We start from the raw sequence: 13,837 nt of genomic DNA, 5'->3' as shown, positions 1-13,837 counted from the left end.
TCGCGGCACAGTAACCTCGATCACCGTGCGCGTAATCATCATGGGTTGCGGCCGAGTGGGATCCGCCCTGGCAGGGGCGATGTCCGGACTCGGCCACGACGTCGTCGTCATCGACCGGGACGAGACGGCCTTCCGTCGTCTCGGCGAGGACTTCCGGGGCCGGAGAGTCTGCGGCGTCGGATTCGACCGGGACGTCCTCAAGGACGCAGGCATCGAGGACTGCGACGCCTTCGCCGCGGTGTCCTCGGGCGACAACTCCAACATCATCGCCGCGCGGGTCGCGCGGGAGACCTTCGACGTCGACCGCGTCGTCGCCCGAATCTACGATGCGAAGCGCGCCGCGGTGTACGAGCGTCTCGGCATCCCGACGGTCGCGACCGTCCCGTGGACCACCCAGCGATTCGTCGCCGCCCTCGGCGAGACCTCCAGCACGCCGGTCTGGACCGATCCGTCGGGCTCGGTGGTGATGGCCGTTCTGGACTTCCACGAATCGTGGGTCGGTACCGACGCAGGCAAGTTCCAGGAACTGACCGGTGCGCGGGTCGCGTTCCTGTCGCGGATGGGCAACACCGTGCTGCCCGATCCGCGGACCGTGATTCAGGACGACGACGTGCTCTACGTCGCGACCCTCGCCTCCAATGTCGACAACGCGCGCGCCGTCGCCGGCGCCGAGATGCCCCGGGAGTAACTGTGAAAGTCGCCATCGCCGGAGCCGGGGCCGTCGGCCGGGCCATCGCCCGCGAACTGCTCGTGAACGATCACGACGTGACGCTGTTCGAACGGAACCGCACGCACATCGATCCGGTCGCGGTACCCGGGGCCGACTGGGTGCACGCCGACGCGTGCGAACTGTCGGACCTGGAGCTGGCGCAGCTGCAGACGTACGACGTGATGATCGCGGCCACGGGAGATGACAAGGCGAATCTGGTGGTGAGCCTGCTCGCGACGACGGAGTTCGCCGTGAACCGGGTGGTCGCCCGCGTCAACGATCCGCGCAATGAGTGGCTCTTCAATGAGGACTGGGGCGTCGACGTCGCCGTCTCCACACCGCGGATGCTGGCCTCGCTGGTCGAAGAGGCGGTGACCGTCGGCGATCTGGTGCGGGTGATGACATTCCGCCAGGGCCAGGCCAACCTCGTCGAGCTGACCCTGCCGAACGACACCCCGCTCGCGGGGAAGGCGGTGCGCCGCCTGCAGCTCCCGCACGACGTCGCGCTGGTGGCGATCATCCGCGGCCGGCGAGTGATCGTGCCCGAGTCGGACGACTCTCTCGAGGGCGGCGACGAGTTGGTGTTCATCGCACCGGAGGAAGCCGAAGAAGAGCTCCACCGGACGATCAAGTCACCCATTTAACTCCTACACGCTGTAGTAGCGGTAGGGACTTTCGTCCCCGTCTCGAAGGCCGAAATTACCTGTTTCCGCAGGTCATGAGAGGTCCGACACATTAATTGGAGTCCCGGGTTCCAATTATGTTCTGATCGATTCATGCAGCTGACACGGTTCACCGACATCGGCCTGCGGGTCGTCATGGCGCTGACCGCCGACCCGGATGCCAGCCACACCTCCAAGCAGATCGCGGCCGATCTGCAGCTGAGCTACACGCACGTGGCCAAGGTGGTCAGTCGACTGGCCGAACTCGGCGTGGTGCACTCGCGCCGCGGCCGCTCCGGCGGCCTGGGCATCACCGAGCTCGGCAGGCGAGCAGGCGTCGGCTGGCTCGCCCGTCATCTCGAGGGCGATGCCGAAGTCGTCGACTGCGAAGGCCCCGCACCGTGTCCCCTGCGCAACGCCTGCCGTCTGCGCCGCGCACTCGCGACCGCCCAGGAGGCGTTCTACACCAGCCTCGATCGGCTCAGCGTCGAAGACCTGATCGCCGATCCGACCGGAGCCCAGCTGCTGACGCTGCTGCCGACTCTCCGGTCCACCGATACCCCGCCGACCACGACCACCGTGGATGCGGCGGCTCCCGATTCAATCGCAGCGAAGTGAGGATAAATCGATGATCTCGTCGGATACGAAACTGGTGCTCGAAGCCACTGTCCCCGTCGTCGAAGCCGCGTTGCCGGAGATCACGCCGCGGTTCTACGACCGGATGTTCACCGCGCGGCCCGAACTGCTCCGCGATCTGTTCAATCGGACCAACCAGGCCACCGGCGGTCAGCCGCAGGTGCTGGCGGGTGCGGTCGCGGCCTTCGCCCGACTGCAGCTCGAGCCCGATGCCGGCCGGATGCGCTTCATCATCGACCGGATCGCCCATAAGCACGCCTCCCTCGGCATCGTCGCCGACCAGTACCCGATCGTCCACGAGCACCTGTTCGCCGCGATCGTCGACGTCCTCGGTGAGGCCGTCACCCCGGAGGTCGCGGCCGCATGGGACGAGCTGTACTGGGAGATGGCACACGTCCTGATCGGCCGGGAGACCGAGCTGTACCGGGCTGCCGGCGTCGAACCCGGCGATGTGTGGAAGTCGGCGCGCGTCGTCGAACGCGAGCAGGTGGCCCCCGACGCCGTGGCCTTCACGCTCGAGAGCCTCGACGGCGAGCCGCTCGGCGCATTCGTCCCCGGTCAGTACATCTCGGTCCAGGCGACAATGGACGACGGCGCGCGGCAGATCCGGCAGTACAGCCTCACCGGGTCGACCTCCGATCCCGCGTGGCACATCAGCGTCAAGCTCGACGGCGAGGTGTCCAGCCATCTGCACGAGCACGTCTTCGAGGGCGATCTCATGACCGTGAGCACGCCCTTCGGCGACCTCACCCTCCCCGAGGGAGACGATCCGCTGCTGCTGGCCTCGGCGGGGATCGGCTGCACCCCGGTGATCGGTCTGCTGAACCACCTGGTCTCCACCGGCGACACCCGTCCGGTCACGGTCCTGCACGCCGACCGCTCGCGCAGCAGGCAGCCGCACCGAGGCGACCTCGCACAGCTCGTCGATCGCCTCCCCCAGGCCGAACTGCTGCAGTGGTACGAGCACGGACTGGCGACCGACGAGGCGACGCGGATCGGCTATATGGATCTCGAGGGCGTCGACATCGCACCCGACACCACCGCGCTCCTGTGCGGACCGTCCGGGTTCCTCGGCGCGATCCGCGACGCCCTGCTGGAGCGGGACGTGCCCGAGGACCGCATCCACTACGAGTCCTTCAGCGTGATGAAGTGAGCGTGATCCGATGACCGTGACCCAGGCCCTGGCGACAGCCGGCTCCTTCATCTGGCTCGGCATGGTGTTCGGCATCTCGTTCATCGAGGCGCCGCTCAAGTTCCAGGCCCCCGGGATCACCATCCCGCTCGGCCTGGGTATCGGCCGCCTCGTGTTCCGCGCGCTGAACGCGGTCGAGGCGCTCTGGGCGATCGCACTGATCGTCGCGGTCGCCGTCGGCGACGACTGGTCGACGGGAACGTTGATCGGACTCGGTGTGGCGGCCGCGGCGCTGATCGTTCAGGTGGCGGCGATCAGGCCGGTGCTCTCCAAGCGCACCGATCTGGTCCTGGCCCACCCGGAGTCGGTTCCCGAACACCGCAGCACGGCGCACTACTGGTATGTCGGATTCGATCTGATCAAGGTCGCGGCGCTGATCACGCTCGGGACCTCGCTGCTGCTGAGCATCTGAAGTACTGCACGACGCGACGCCGGTCTCCACGGAGGCCGGCGTCGTCATGCTCACTCGGTCATGCGCTCACTCGTCGGTGGCGTGCAGTTCGTAATAGGGGTTGTAGATCACCTTCATGCCGTCCGAGTTCGCCACCCGGCCGCGGATCGTCACCCGTCGACCGGGTTCGATGCCCGGGATCCGGTTCCGGCCCATCCACTTGAGGATCACCGTGTCGGTGCCGTCGAAGAACTCCGCGACCACACCGGTCTTGGTGTTGCGCGAACACGTCTCGACCGCGCGGAGCTCGCCGACCATCGTCGCCTCGTCGCCGCGGGCGCAGTCGACCGCGCGCTGCGCACCATGTGCCTGGCACTCGCGCTGGATGCGACCCTCTTCGATCTCGTCGAGATCTTCGGTCAGCATCCGTCCGAGCCGCTTGAGCAGACCCGAATTAGCCATCCCATCCTCCGCGGGGTGTCGCAATCGAACTCACTTTGCAAACTCACCATACTACCCGTGCATGATCGAAGTATGACCACGCTGATCGTGATGCCGGGCACCGGGTCGGACGCCGATTACGCCGCACGGGTCTTCGGCCCCGCCGCCGCCTCGATCGGCGCTCGACTGGTGTCACTCGAACCAGAATCTGACCTGGTCAACAGCTATTCTACGCGCCTGGACCAGGTCGCCGCCGAAGGCGATGACCTACTCGTCGGCGGCATCTCGATAGGTGCGGCGATCGCCGTCGAATGGGCACTGCGATCACCGCTCGCGCAGCACTGCCGCGGAGTGCTTGCCGCCCTGCCGCCGTGGTCGGGCCCGGCCGCGGACTCACTCGCCGCGCTGTCGGCGCGGCTGACCGCCGACGCGATCGAACGCGACGGTCTGGCGGCCGCGGTGGCGCAGATGGTCCGGACCAGCCCCGCATGGCTCGGGGCGGAGCTGTCACGGTCGTGGCGCTCGCTCGCCGACCGCGGACTGGTCGAGCAGTTGCGTGCCGCGGCCGCGCACGCCGCGCCCGCCGAGAGCGAACTGTCCGCGCTGACGGTGCCGCTGGGCGTCGCCGCCGCCCCCGACGACCCGCTGCATCCCGTCGAGGTGGGACGGGCCTGGGCCGCGTATGCACCGCGGGCGGCGGTGCGCGCCGTGCCGCTCACCGAGTTCGGGCCGGCACCGCATCGGCTCGGCGACGCCTGTGCCGCCGCCTGGAGGGACGCGTCAGCGGCGGCGCCGGCGGAAGCGTGACATCGCCGAACCGCGCGACGGCGGCGCGGTGGGTGCCTCCTCCGGCTCCACTGCGGGCGGAGCCGACGTCTCCTCCGCTGTCGCCGACGGCGCATCCGCGTCCGGTTGATCGGAGTAGACGGTGGCCGAGGCGCTCTGCTCCACGGCGCCGCCGGGAATCACCTCCGGCACTCCGGAGTCGTCACCGGACGGCTGTGCGGGCAGCGGCTGCGAGGGGAAGGCTCCGGTCTCGGCGTCCATCCCGGCCTGCTCGGCCGCCTGCTCGGCCAGTTGCTGCTGGGCGGCCGCGACCTGTTCGGCGAGGACCGGCGGCAACACGATCGGCAGCAACTCCCGCGGCGGGCACGGTTCACTGCCTCGACGCACCACCGTCTCGGCGAGGACGGCGCGGGCGAGCTGGGCCAGCTGCACCTCGGACTCCTCGGGGCCGCTCGCGACGCAGCGCACCATCCAGCGAGGACCGTCGACACCGATGAACCGGTGACTGCCGCCGGGCACCCGGGCCACCACTTCGCGGCCCCAGTGACCGTCCTCGATCGAGGTCTGCGCTCCGTCGCTGCGGAGCGACTCGGCCAGTTCGCGCACCACTTCGCGCCACAGTCCCCCGCTGCGCGGGGCGGCGAAGGCGTGCAGTCCGATGCGGCCGACCGGCGTCACGAGGTAGACGGCCTCGGGCTCATGCGTCGCGGACATCTCGACGGTCACCTGCCCGCCCTCCACCACCGGCATCAGCAGGGAGCCCAGATCCAGATGGGAGTTCGCGAGTTCGGCGAGGGGCGTCGCCAGATCCGCGATGTCGTAGGGTCCCGCGGTGTCGCCGATCGAGTACTTGTCGCCCGCGGCGCCGGTCGCACGCTGTGCCATCGTCATCCCTCCGTCAGAATCGCGTGGCCGCCACTGGAGCCGTAGCCTCCGGCGCCGCGCTCGGTGTCGTCGAGTTCATCGACTTCGACCACGTCTGGCAACTCGACACGCTGCACGATCAGCTGGGCGATCCGGTCGCCGCGCGTGATGGTGATCGGAGCCTCCGGATCCAGGTTGATCAGGCACACCTTGATCTCGCCGCGGTAGCCCGCGTCGATCGTTCCCGGCGCGTTGACGATCGACAGTCCCGCGCGCGCGGCCAGACCGGAGCGCGGATGGATCAGTCCGACGGTGCCGTACGGCAGCCCGATCGCGATACCGGTCCCGACGAGCTGACGACGTCCCGGCGCCAGCACGAGGTCGGTGGCGGCGTACAGATCGATGCCCGCATCGCCCGGATGGGCGCGCACGGGAAGCGGCAGGTCGGGATCGAGTCGGCGGATTCGCAACGGCGGATACGTATCGGGCGTCACTGGCGTGGTCACCCCCGCAGACTACTAGGGCGCTACCGCATTAGGCTTGTCCGCGTGACGCAAGCAGCCTCGACACCCGCCCCGCAGCAGGACCGCTACAGCGAGCGCCTCATCGTCCCGTGGTGGTGGTGGCTCGCCGGCCTCGCCATCACCGCGATCTTCGGCTACGAGGTCCAACTCGCCGCCTACCGGCAGCCGTGGAGCGTCGTCGCCTATCCCGTCATCGCGGCCCTCATCGGCTGGGGACTGTATTCGATGGGGCGGACGCCCGTTCGCGTGGACGCGAACGGCTCGCTGCACGCGGGGAAGGCCATGCTGCCCAGCGAGGTGATCGCCCGCGGCGCCACGGTCTCGGCGGCGCAGCGCAGCGCGGCCATGGGCAGGCAGCTCGATCCGGCAGCGTTCGTACTCCATCGCACCTGGGTCAAGACGATGGTGCTCGTGGTGTTGGACGACCCCGACGACCCGACGCCCTACTGGCTCATCTCGACCCGCCATCCCGATCGGGTGCTGGCCGCCCTGGGCATGGGTGACGCGGGCCGCGTCCCCGGTCAGGAACCCGCAGACCGGGAGTCCGGAGATGAGGGTCACGGAGATGAGGGTCACGGAAAGGACGACGCCGCGCAGGGCTGAGCCCTACGCGGCGCACGGGGGTCGCGATTCACCGACCGCGGTCCGGGATCACCGGAGCCGCGGTCGGTTCGCGGCACAGGGATGCATCAGGCGCAGTCGACGCAGATCATCTCGTTGCCGTGCTGTTCGGCGAGACGGTTGCGGTGGTACACGAGGAAGCAGCTCGAGCATGTGAACTCGTCGTCCTGCTTCGGGACCACGCGCACCGACAACTCCTCGCCCGACAGGTCCGCGCCCGGCAGTTCGAACGATTCGGCGGTGTCGCCCTCGTCGACATCGACGTCGGCGGACTTCGCTTCATTGCGGCGAGCCTTCAGCTCCTCCAGCGAGTCCTCCGCGATGTCGTCGTCGTTGCTGCGGCGCGGAGCGTCGTAATCGGTTGCCATAGTGTGCCTAACCTGGGTTCTGTAGGTGTGGATGCGGATTGCTGTGGGAGAACACACTTGTGGCCTCGTTCCCCCGGCCCCCACATCGTCGCGCGATGATGTTGGGCGCCCGAATTCTAGGTGCACCTACCCCGGAAGTCAACCACTCGTCGAATGCGCCGGTCAGAGGCACCGAACTCGACTTATGAGGGCGCGCCGGACACCTTCCCGCACCGTCGTCGCGGAGCCCTCTACAGTGGTCGGCGACCCCTGATTCCGGAAGAAGGTGCTTGAGCGTCTTGGTCTCGAAGATCGCCACCGGCTACACCACCGATGTGAAGGGCCGTCCGTTCCGGCGCCGCCACCTGATGCCCGCCCTCATCGTCGTCGCGGTCCTCGCCGTGGCGGCCATCACCGCCTGGTCGGTCGCGCTGACCGGCGGCGGTGACGAGGCGCGCCCCACGGACTGCAACATGCCCGAGGCCGCGTCGCCGTCGGACCGCTCCGGGGCACCGGCGACGCCCCCGCCGAATCTGAAGCCGGTCAGCTCCACCGAGATGCTCAGCGTCGCGCCGGCGGGTCTGTCGACGTTCAAGGTGCGCGTCTTCAACTCCGCCGCGCCCCGCGGTTCGGCGCGTTCGGTGAGCGACGATCTCGTGGCCGAGGGGTTCACCCCCGGCGATCCCGCGTACGCCGACGACACCGTCTACTCCGACCAGAATCTGCATTGCGTCGCTCAGATCCGATTCGGTCAGGCCGGTCAGGCGGGCGCGGCGGCGGTGTGGCTCGCCGCGCCGTGCGCTCAGTTGGTCGACGACGGCCGCACCGGTACCGACGTCGACCTCGCACTGGGCGAGTACTACACGCAGGGACGTCCGACTCAGGATTCGCAGGCCGCACTCGAGGCCCTGCGGTCGGTGGACCCGAAGAACCCGAAGACGGCGATCGATCGATCACTCATCGAAGCGGTGCACAACCAGGCCTGCTAGCGTTCACGGCGCCGCCGCGGTCAGATGGCGGCGTCGGCGACCGCCTGATCGATCACCTGGAACAACAGATCGAGACTGGGTGCGGGCTGCATCTCGGCGGACCAGACCATCGCGGCGCGCAACGGCGGGATGTCGAGGGCCAGATCGATCGCCGCGACCTGCCCGCCGACCACCTCGAATCCGTCACGCGGCAGCAGCCCCACGGCCATGTCCGCGGCGATGAGCGGCAGCGCCGTCTGGAGAGTCGACACCTGCTGGATACGGGCGGGGGTCACGTCGTTCCGTCGCCAGAACTGCTCGGTCAGCTCGTCGAGCCCGGGGAATCCCTGAATCGCCGCGGGCACGATCCACGTCTCCGACTCCAGATCACGCAGGCCGGCGACACGCCGACCGCTTGAGACCACCAGGACCAGGGGCAGATCCACCAGGAATCGGACGTGGAGTCCGGGGAATGCGGAGGCCAGGCGGGAGACGTCCGCGGTGGCGACGAATCCGACGTCCGCACGACCCTCCGCCACCATGCCGAGGACTCCGGCCGGGTCGGGATCGGACAGTTCGACCGACACGTCCGGAGCCAGACCGCGGTAGGCGCGGAGCAGCGGCGTCAGGTGCGTCCAGGCGAACGTCGGCACCGACGCCACTTGCAGCGACCCGGCGCGTCCCTCGCCCACCTCCCGGATGCGGTGAGCGATCTTATCCGTCCACTGAAGCAGCTGAGCACCGTCGCGCGCGAGCTGACGGCCGGCCTCCGTGGGTGCGACGCCACGCGGTCTCCGCTCGAGCAGCCGGGCCCCCAGCTCGGTTTCCAGTGCTCGAATCGCCTGGCTCAGCGGCGGCTGAGTCAGATGCAACCGCTGCGCGGCCGCCGAGATCGACCCCTCCTCCACGACGACGAGGAAGTACTCCAGTCGTTTCAGGTTCATAGTCGCAAATCATATAGGGGTGTCGACAAACTTATTCTTGTCATCTATCGGATTGAAGGGGATCGTAGTCACCAGCCCCAGCATCTCGTGATCGGCATCACACGCCGACCAAGGAGGATCGATGACCGTCAACTCGTTCGGACGTTCGCGGCGGCGACGGGCGGCAGACCTGCCGGCAGTCCTCGCACTGGCCGTCGTCCTCGCACTCGTCACGGCCTGCGGCGTCGGAATGGGCAGCAAAGTGAAGATGGACAAGGGCGACACGCTCACGGTCGGCGTCATTCCGGTGGCCGACTTCGCGGGCGTCTACATCGCACAGGACCGGGGATTCTTCGCGGACGAGGGTCTGAAGGTGGAGACGAAGGTGATGCAGAACGCCGCGGCCATCGCCCCCTCGGTCATCAACGGTCAGCTGCAGTTCGGCACGGCCGCCACGCCGCCGCTGGTCAGCGCCGTCGAGAAGGGCCTTCCACTCGAACTGGTGGCGAATGCCGCCTCCGTGACCGCGGATCCCGATCTCGACCCGTCGGCACTCGTCGTGAGTCCCGGCAGTGACGTGAGGCGCCCGCGTGACCTGGAGGGCCGGACGGTCGCGGTCAACGCGCTCAACTCGATCGTGCACGTCGCGGCGGCCGCGGTCATCCGCGCAGACGGCGGCGACCCCGCGCGCGTCCACTTCATCCCGATGCCGTTCCCCGACATGATCACCGCCCTGGGACGTCACGCCGTCGACGCCGCATCCGTGGTCGAACCGTTCCAGCTCCAGTCGGTGGCGGCCGGCGCCACCGTGATCGCGCACCCCTACTCCGCCATGATCCCGGGCGGCGGCACCTATTCTGTCGTCTTCACCGCGGGCCCGTTCGCCGAAACCAACCCGGAGCTGGTGAAAGCGTTCGTCCGGGCGGTCAACCGCGCCGATCTCGTCGCAGCGAAGGATCCCGCAGCGGTGGGCGCCGTGCTGGAGAAGTACGGAAAGCTGCCGCCACAGGTCTTCGCCAAGATGCGTCTCCCCGTCTACACGGACCAGATCAGCGCCGACGCTCTCCAGGGCACCGCGGACCTCATGAACCACCTCGGCTTCACCTCGAAGCCCGTCGATACGAAGGAGATGATCTGGCCGTGAGTCAGCTCGTCACCGTGACCGACTCCACCTCGGCCACGACCATGCACCGGCCGATCCGGCGATGGATGCGGACGATCAACGCATCTGCCGAGTCCCGTCTCGGACGATTCCTCTACGGTGCCGGCGCCGTCGCCCTCGTCTTCGCCGTGTGGCAGGTGCTCTGGTCACTCGGCGTCCTGCCGGCCACCGCACTGCCCTCCGCAGGCCAGATGCTCGGCGCCTTCCTCGACCTGCTCGGATCGGGAGCCTTCTGGGCGTCCGTCTGGTCGACGGTGTCGATCGTGGTCCTCGGTCTCGTGGTCATCGTCGTCATCGCCGCGCCGCTGTCCATCCTCCTCGGCCTGTCGCGATTCGCCGAGGAATCGACCTGGCTCGTCGTGGAGTTCCTCAAACCCATCCCGCCGGTGGCCCTGATCCCGCTCGGTCTGCTGCTGTGGGGCCCGACGCCGGGAATGAAGATGGTCCTGATCGTGTTCGGCGCGATCTGGCCGCTGCTGACCCAGCTGGTCTACGGCGTCCGTGAGGTGAACGCCACCAGTCTCGACATGGCGCGCAGCTACCACCTCGGTTGGTGGCTCACCACGAGCCGGATCGTCATTCCGTCGATGACGCCGTTCGCGATGACCGGCTTGCGGATCGCGGCCGCCATCGCACTCATCATCTCCATCGTCACCGAGATGATCGGCGGCGCCGCAGGTCTGGGCCAGGACATCGTGGTCGCTCAGTCGGCGGGCGCGATCAAGGAGATGTACGCCCTGATCTTCGCCGCGGGCCTGCTCGGGCTCCTGGTCAACACCGTGTTCAAGGCAGCCGAGAAGCCGCTGCTGTTCTGGCACCCGAGTCACCGAGAGGAGGCGAAGTGATGAAGACCGGTCGTCTCTGGCGGGCGATCCTCCTTCGCGCCTGGCTGCCCGCCGCATTGGTTCTGACCTGGTGGTTCGCCTCGGCGACGAGTGAATCGCTGTACTTTCCCTCCCTGAAGACCATCCTCACCACGATGTGGGACGACCTGATCGTCCACGGCATGCGGACCGACGTGGTCCCCAGCGTGGAGAAGTTCCTCATCGGATTCCTCATCGCCGGCGCACTGGGGATAGTCTTCGGACTGCTGATCGGGCTGTCGCCGGTCCTGCGTGCCGCGTGCGAGCCGATCATCCAGTTCCTGCGCTCGCTGCCGCCTCCCGTTCTGCTGCCGATCGGCCTGCTGGTCTTCGGCATCGGTCCGGCGATGAACATCTCGATCATCGTCGTGGGTGCGGTCTGGCCGACCCTGCTCAACACCATCGACGGAGTTCGATCCCTCGACCCGCTCGTCAAGGACATGTCGCGGTCGTACCGACTGACGCTCCCGCAATACATCCGGTACGTTCTGCTCCCGCATGCCGGCCCCGCCATCTTCGCCGGCCTGCGCACCACTCTGCAGATCTCGATCATCCTGATCGTCGTCTCCGAGATGGTGGCGTCGACCAACGGCATCGGCTTCTACCTCCTGAACTCCCAGCAGACCTTCGCGGTCCCGGAGACCTGGGCGGGCACCGTTCTGCTCGGCCTGCTCGGATACCTCGCCAATCTCGTCTTCGTCCGCATCGAGAAGTACGTGCTGCGCTGGCAGTACGGCATGCGGGCCCTGAACGCAAAAGGATGATCATGTCTGTCGACGCCACCGAAACCGATGTCACCGCACCGACGACGCTCATGGAACTGCGCGACCTGCGCAAATCCTACGGCGATGTCCAGATCCTGGCCGGAATCGACTTCACCGTGCGCCGCGGCGAGTTCGTCTGCGTGGTCGGCCCCTCGGGCTCGGGCAAGACCACCCTGCTGCGGTGCATGGCCGGCCTGCTCGCACCCACCGACGGCGCCTGCCTGTTCGAGGGTGACACGGTGACCGGACCGCCCGCGAAGCTGGCCGTCGTCTTCCAGGACTACAGTCGCTCCCTGTTCCCGTGGCTGAGCGTCGCCGACAACATCGAACTTCCGCTGCGCCGCACGGTCCGCAAGGCCGAGCGCGCGGTCCGGATCGATTCGGTTCTCACAGCGGTGGGCCTGGCGGGCAAGCACGACCTGTACCCCTGGCAGATGTCGGGCGGCATGCAGCAGCGCGCGGCGATCGCCCGGGGTCTCGCATATCAGCCGGATGTGCTGCTGATGGACGAGCCGTTCGCCGCCGTCGACGCGCAGACCCGCATCGAACTCGAGGACCTGGTGCTGCGTGTGCGGAAGGACTTCGACACCACCATCGTCTTCGTCACCCACGACATCGACGAGGCCGTGTACCTCGGTGATCGAGTCATCGTCCTCTCCGGTGCTCCGACCCGAGTGACGCGGAACATCGACGTCGATCTACCGCAGCCACGGGACCAACTCGAGACCAAGACGCTGCCCGCGTACGCGAAGTACCGCACCGAGGTCTTCGAGCTCATCCAGGCCGCGCAGTCGCACGCGAGCATCGCCTGACCACCCGAAACGCCAGCAGGAGAAAGCCCTCTAGGAGAACGCCGCCATGACAACTCATCAGCCTCTCGACAACGCCCAGGCCACCGCCTATCGCACCCGGGTCACCCTGCTCGGCACCTCCGGCGGACCGCCGTGGTGGGACGGATCGGACCGCGCCGGCATTTCGACCGCGATCACGGTGAACGACTCGGTGTACCTGATCGACTGCGGTGAGGGGTGGGGTCCCCGGTACCGCAAGGCCGGTCTCGGCCCGGCCGGATTCCAGAAGGGTCTCGACGACCTCCGCGGCGTGTTCATCACCCATCACCACTCCGACCACATGGTCGACTATCCGAACCTGTTGCTCCTCGCCTGGCACAACGGTTCCGACGGTCTCCGGCAGCCGGTGCAGGTCTACGGCCCCGGCGATCGTCGCGTCCTGCCGCCGATCTTCGACGAGACCAATCGGGATCCGATCCCCGAGGTCTTCAATCCGGAGTCGCCGACACCCGGTCTCGAGGAGTCGACGGCCAGGCTGCTCCAGGCGTACGCCCTCGACATCAACGACCGGATGCGCGACAACGCCAAGCAGGATCTGCGCGAGATCTTCGAGTTCCACGACATCGTGCTCCCGGGAACGACCGGCGACGACCCCAACGGCGACCCGAGTCCGGCGATGGAACCGTTCGAGGTCTATGCGGACGAGAACGTCCGGGTGACCGCCATCCTCGTCGACCACCGGCCGATCTTCCCGGCCTTCGCCTTCCGCTTCGACACCCCGGACGGCTCGATCGTCGTCTCGGGCGACACCGGCGTGTGCAGCAATCTGGTGACGATCGCGGACGGCGCGGACATCCTCCTCCACGAGTGCATCGACATGGACTGGGTGGACTCCCTGCTCGGGCCGAACTCCGCCAGACCCGACCCCAACCTCATGCAGCACATGCTCGCGGCGCACACCGCGATCGAGGAGGTCGGCGCTCAAGCCGAGGCCGCGGGCGTCGACACCCTGGTCCTCACACACCTGGTGCCGGGCAATACGCCGGTCGAGAAGTGGCAGCAGGCGCAGCAGGGGTTCTCCGGCCACCTGGTGGTGGGAGAAGACCTCATGCATTTCGGTCTCGGCGAGCCCCGCTGAACCGCCCGCCGGCGCACGACCGCAGCACATCGCACAGGCATCAAATCTCACAGGA

The 13,837-nt window shown here is 68.0% G+C and carries 18 protein-coding genes; 13 read left to right on the top strand and 5 right to left on the bottom strand.

Going from position 1 to position 13,837, the window contains the following annotated elements; genetic code table 11:
• The first annotated feature begins 25 nt into the window (after positions 1-25).
• From ABFX36_RS06130 to ABFX36_RS06110, 5 genes are all read left to right on the top strand, one after another.
• Positions 26-688 (top strand): potassium channel family protein, encoded by a 663-nt coding sequence (locus ABFX36_RS06130; protein WP_039867369.1) that lies wholly within the window; start codon positions 26-28, stop codon positions 686-688.
• A 2-nt stretch (positions 689-690) separates the two neighbouring features.
• On the top strand, positions 691-1,353 hold the full coding sequence (locus ABFX36_RS06125; protein WP_045540236.1) for a potassium channel family protein: 663 nt from the start codon (positions 691-693) through the stop codon (positions 1,351-1,353).
• Between the two features lie 132 nt (positions 1,354-1,485).
• Positions 1,486-1,989 carry an RrF2 family transcriptional regulator gene (locus tag ABFX36_RS06120; protein ID WP_006896345.1) on the top strand — a complete coding sequence of 168 codons (504 nt, stop codon included), beginning with the start codon at positions 1,486-1,488 and terminating at the stop codon, positions 1,987-1,989.
• Positions 1,990-1,999: 10 nt separating this feature from the next.
• Positions 2,000-3,160 carry a globin domain-containing protein gene (locus ABFX36_RS06115; RefSeq protein WP_006896344.1) on the top strand — a complete coding sequence of 387 codons (1,161 nt, stop codon included), beginning with the start codon at positions 2,000-2,002 and terminating at the stop codon, positions 3,158-3,160.
• A 10-nt stretch (positions 3,161-3,170) separates the two neighbouring features.
• Positions 3,171-3,611, top strand: a complete 441-nt coding sequence (locus tag ABFX36_RS06110) for a hypothetical protein (RefSeq protein WP_006896343.1) — start codon at positions 3,171-3,173, stop codon at positions 3,609-3,611.
• A gap of 66 nt (positions 3,612-3,677) precedes the next feature.
• Here ABFX36_RS06110 and ABFX36_RS06105 read toward each other — a convergent pair whose 3' ends face one another.
• Positions 3,678-4,052: an OB-fold nucleic acid binding domain-containing protein gene (locus ABFX36_RS06105; RefSeq protein WP_006896342.1), complete on the bottom strand. Its 375-nt coding sequence runs from the start codon at positions 4,050-4,052 to the stop codon at positions 3,678-3,680.
• 72 nt (positions 4,053-4,124) lie between these two features.
• Here ABFX36_RS06105 and ABFX36_RS06100 point away from each other — a divergent pair, with 72 nt between their 5' ends.
• Positions 4,125-4,838, top strand: coding sequence for a hypothetical protein (locus ABFX36_RS06100; protein ID WP_006896341.1), 714 nt, complete (start codon positions 4,125-4,127; stop codon positions 4,836-4,838).
• Here ABFX36_RS06100 and ABFX36_RS06095 read toward each other — a convergent pair.
• Together ABFX36_RS06095 and dut are read right to left on the bottom strand one after the other, a co-directional pair.
• Positions 4,812-5,702 (bottom strand): DUF3710 domain-containing protein, encoded by an 891-nt coding sequence (locus ABFX36_RS06095; protein WP_346075404.1) that lies wholly within the window; start codon positions 5,700-5,702, stop codon positions 4,812-4,814. The genes ABFX36_RS06100 and ABFX36_RS06095 overlap by 27 nt on opposite strands.
• Before the next feature lie 2 nt (positions 5,703-5,704).
• Positions 5,705-6,187 (bottom strand): dUTP diphosphatase, encoded by a 483-nt coding sequence (gene dut / locus ABFX36_RS06090; protein ID WP_006896339.1) that lies wholly within the window; start codon positions 6,185-6,187, stop codon positions 5,705-5,707.
• A 42-nt stretch (positions 6,188-6,229) separates the two neighbouring features.
• On the opposite strand from dut, the gene ABFX36_RS06085 reads away from it, so the two are divergent.
• Positions 6,230-6,808 (top strand): DUF3093 domain-containing protein, encoded by a 579-nt coding sequence (locus tag ABFX36_RS06085; RefSeq protein ID WP_346075402.1) that lies wholly within the window; start codon positions 6,230-6,232, stop codon positions 6,806-6,808.
• Positions 6,809-6,894: 86 nt separating this feature from the next.
• Here ABFX36_RS06085 and ABFX36_RS06080 read toward each other — a convergent pair whose 3' ends face one another.
• On the bottom strand, positions 6,895-7,194 hold the full coding sequence (locus ABFX36_RS06080; protein ID WP_006896337.1) for a DUF4193 domain-containing protein: 300 nt from the start codon (positions 7,192-7,194) through the stop codon (positions 6,895-6,897).
• Between the two features lie 278 nt (positions 7,195-7,472).
• Between ABFX36_RS06080 and cei the strand changes: the two genes are divergently transcribed.
• Positions 7,473-8,162 carry an envelope integrity protein Cei gene (gene cei, locus ABFX36_RS06075; protein WP_062366870.1) on the top strand — a complete coding sequence of 230 codons (690 nt, stop codon included), beginning with the start codon at positions 7,473-7,475 and terminating at the stop codon, positions 8,160-8,162.
• Positions 8,163-8,182: 20 nt separating this feature from the next.
• Here the strand turns inward: cei and ABFX36_RS06070 are convergent, their stop codons facing one another.
• Positions 8,183-9,085 carry a LysR family transcriptional regulator gene (locus ABFX36_RS06070; RefSeq protein WP_346075400.1) on the bottom strand — a complete coding sequence of 301 codons (903 nt, stop codon included), beginning with the start codon at positions 9,083-9,085 and terminating at the stop codon, positions 8,183-8,185.
• A gap of 121 nt (positions 9,086-9,206) precedes the next feature.
• On the opposite strand from ABFX36_RS06070, the gene ABFX36_RS06065 reads away from it, so the two are divergent.
• Genes ABFX36_RS06065 through ABFX36_RS06045 form a run of 5 tightly spaced genes read left to right on the top strand, consistent with a single transcriptional unit; the run spans position 9,207 to position 13,782 of the window.
• Complete coding sequence (locus ABFX36_RS06065) at positions 9,207-10,208, top strand: ABC transporter substrate-binding protein (RefSeq protein WP_222111099.1); 1,002 nt, start codon at positions 9,207-9,209, stop codon at positions 10,206-10,208.
• Positions 10,205-11,071, top strand: coding sequence for an ABC transporter permease (locus ABFX36_RS06060; RefSeq protein WP_346075397.1), 867 nt, complete (start codon positions 10,205-10,207; stop codon positions 11,069-11,071). Before ABFX36_RS06065 ends, ABFX36_RS06060 begins: the two co-directional genes overlap by 4 nt.
• Positions 11,071-11,853: an ABC transporter permease gene (locus ABFX36_RS06055; protein WP_006896332.1), complete on the top strand. Its 783-nt coding sequence runs from the start codon at positions 11,071-11,073 to the stop codon at positions 11,851-11,853. Before ABFX36_RS06060 ends, ABFX36_RS06055 begins: the two co-directional genes overlap by 1 nt.
• Before the next feature lie 2 nt (positions 11,854-11,855).
• Positions 11,856-12,665: an ABC transporter ATP-binding protein gene (locus tag ABFX36_RS06050; protein ID WP_006896331.1), complete on the top strand. Its 810-nt coding sequence runs from the start codon at positions 11,856-11,858 to the stop codon at positions 12,663-12,665.
• A 46-nt stretch (positions 12,666-12,711) separates the two neighbouring features.
• Positions 12,712-13,782: an MBL fold metallo-hydrolase gene (locus tag ABFX36_RS06045; protein ID WP_006896330.1), complete on the top strand. Its 1,071-nt coding sequence runs from the start codon at positions 12,712-12,714 to the stop codon at positions 13,780-13,782.
• Positions 13,783-13,837: the final 55 nt, after the last annotated feature.

This window comes from Gordonia cholesterolivorans, assembly GCF_039531975.1.
GTDB lineage: Bacteria > Actinomycetota > Actinomycetes > Mycobacteriales > Mycobacteriaceae > Gordonia > Gordonia sihwensis.
Note: the sequence above shows the minus strand (reverse complement) of the source record. Positions and strands in the feature narration are given on the sequence as shown.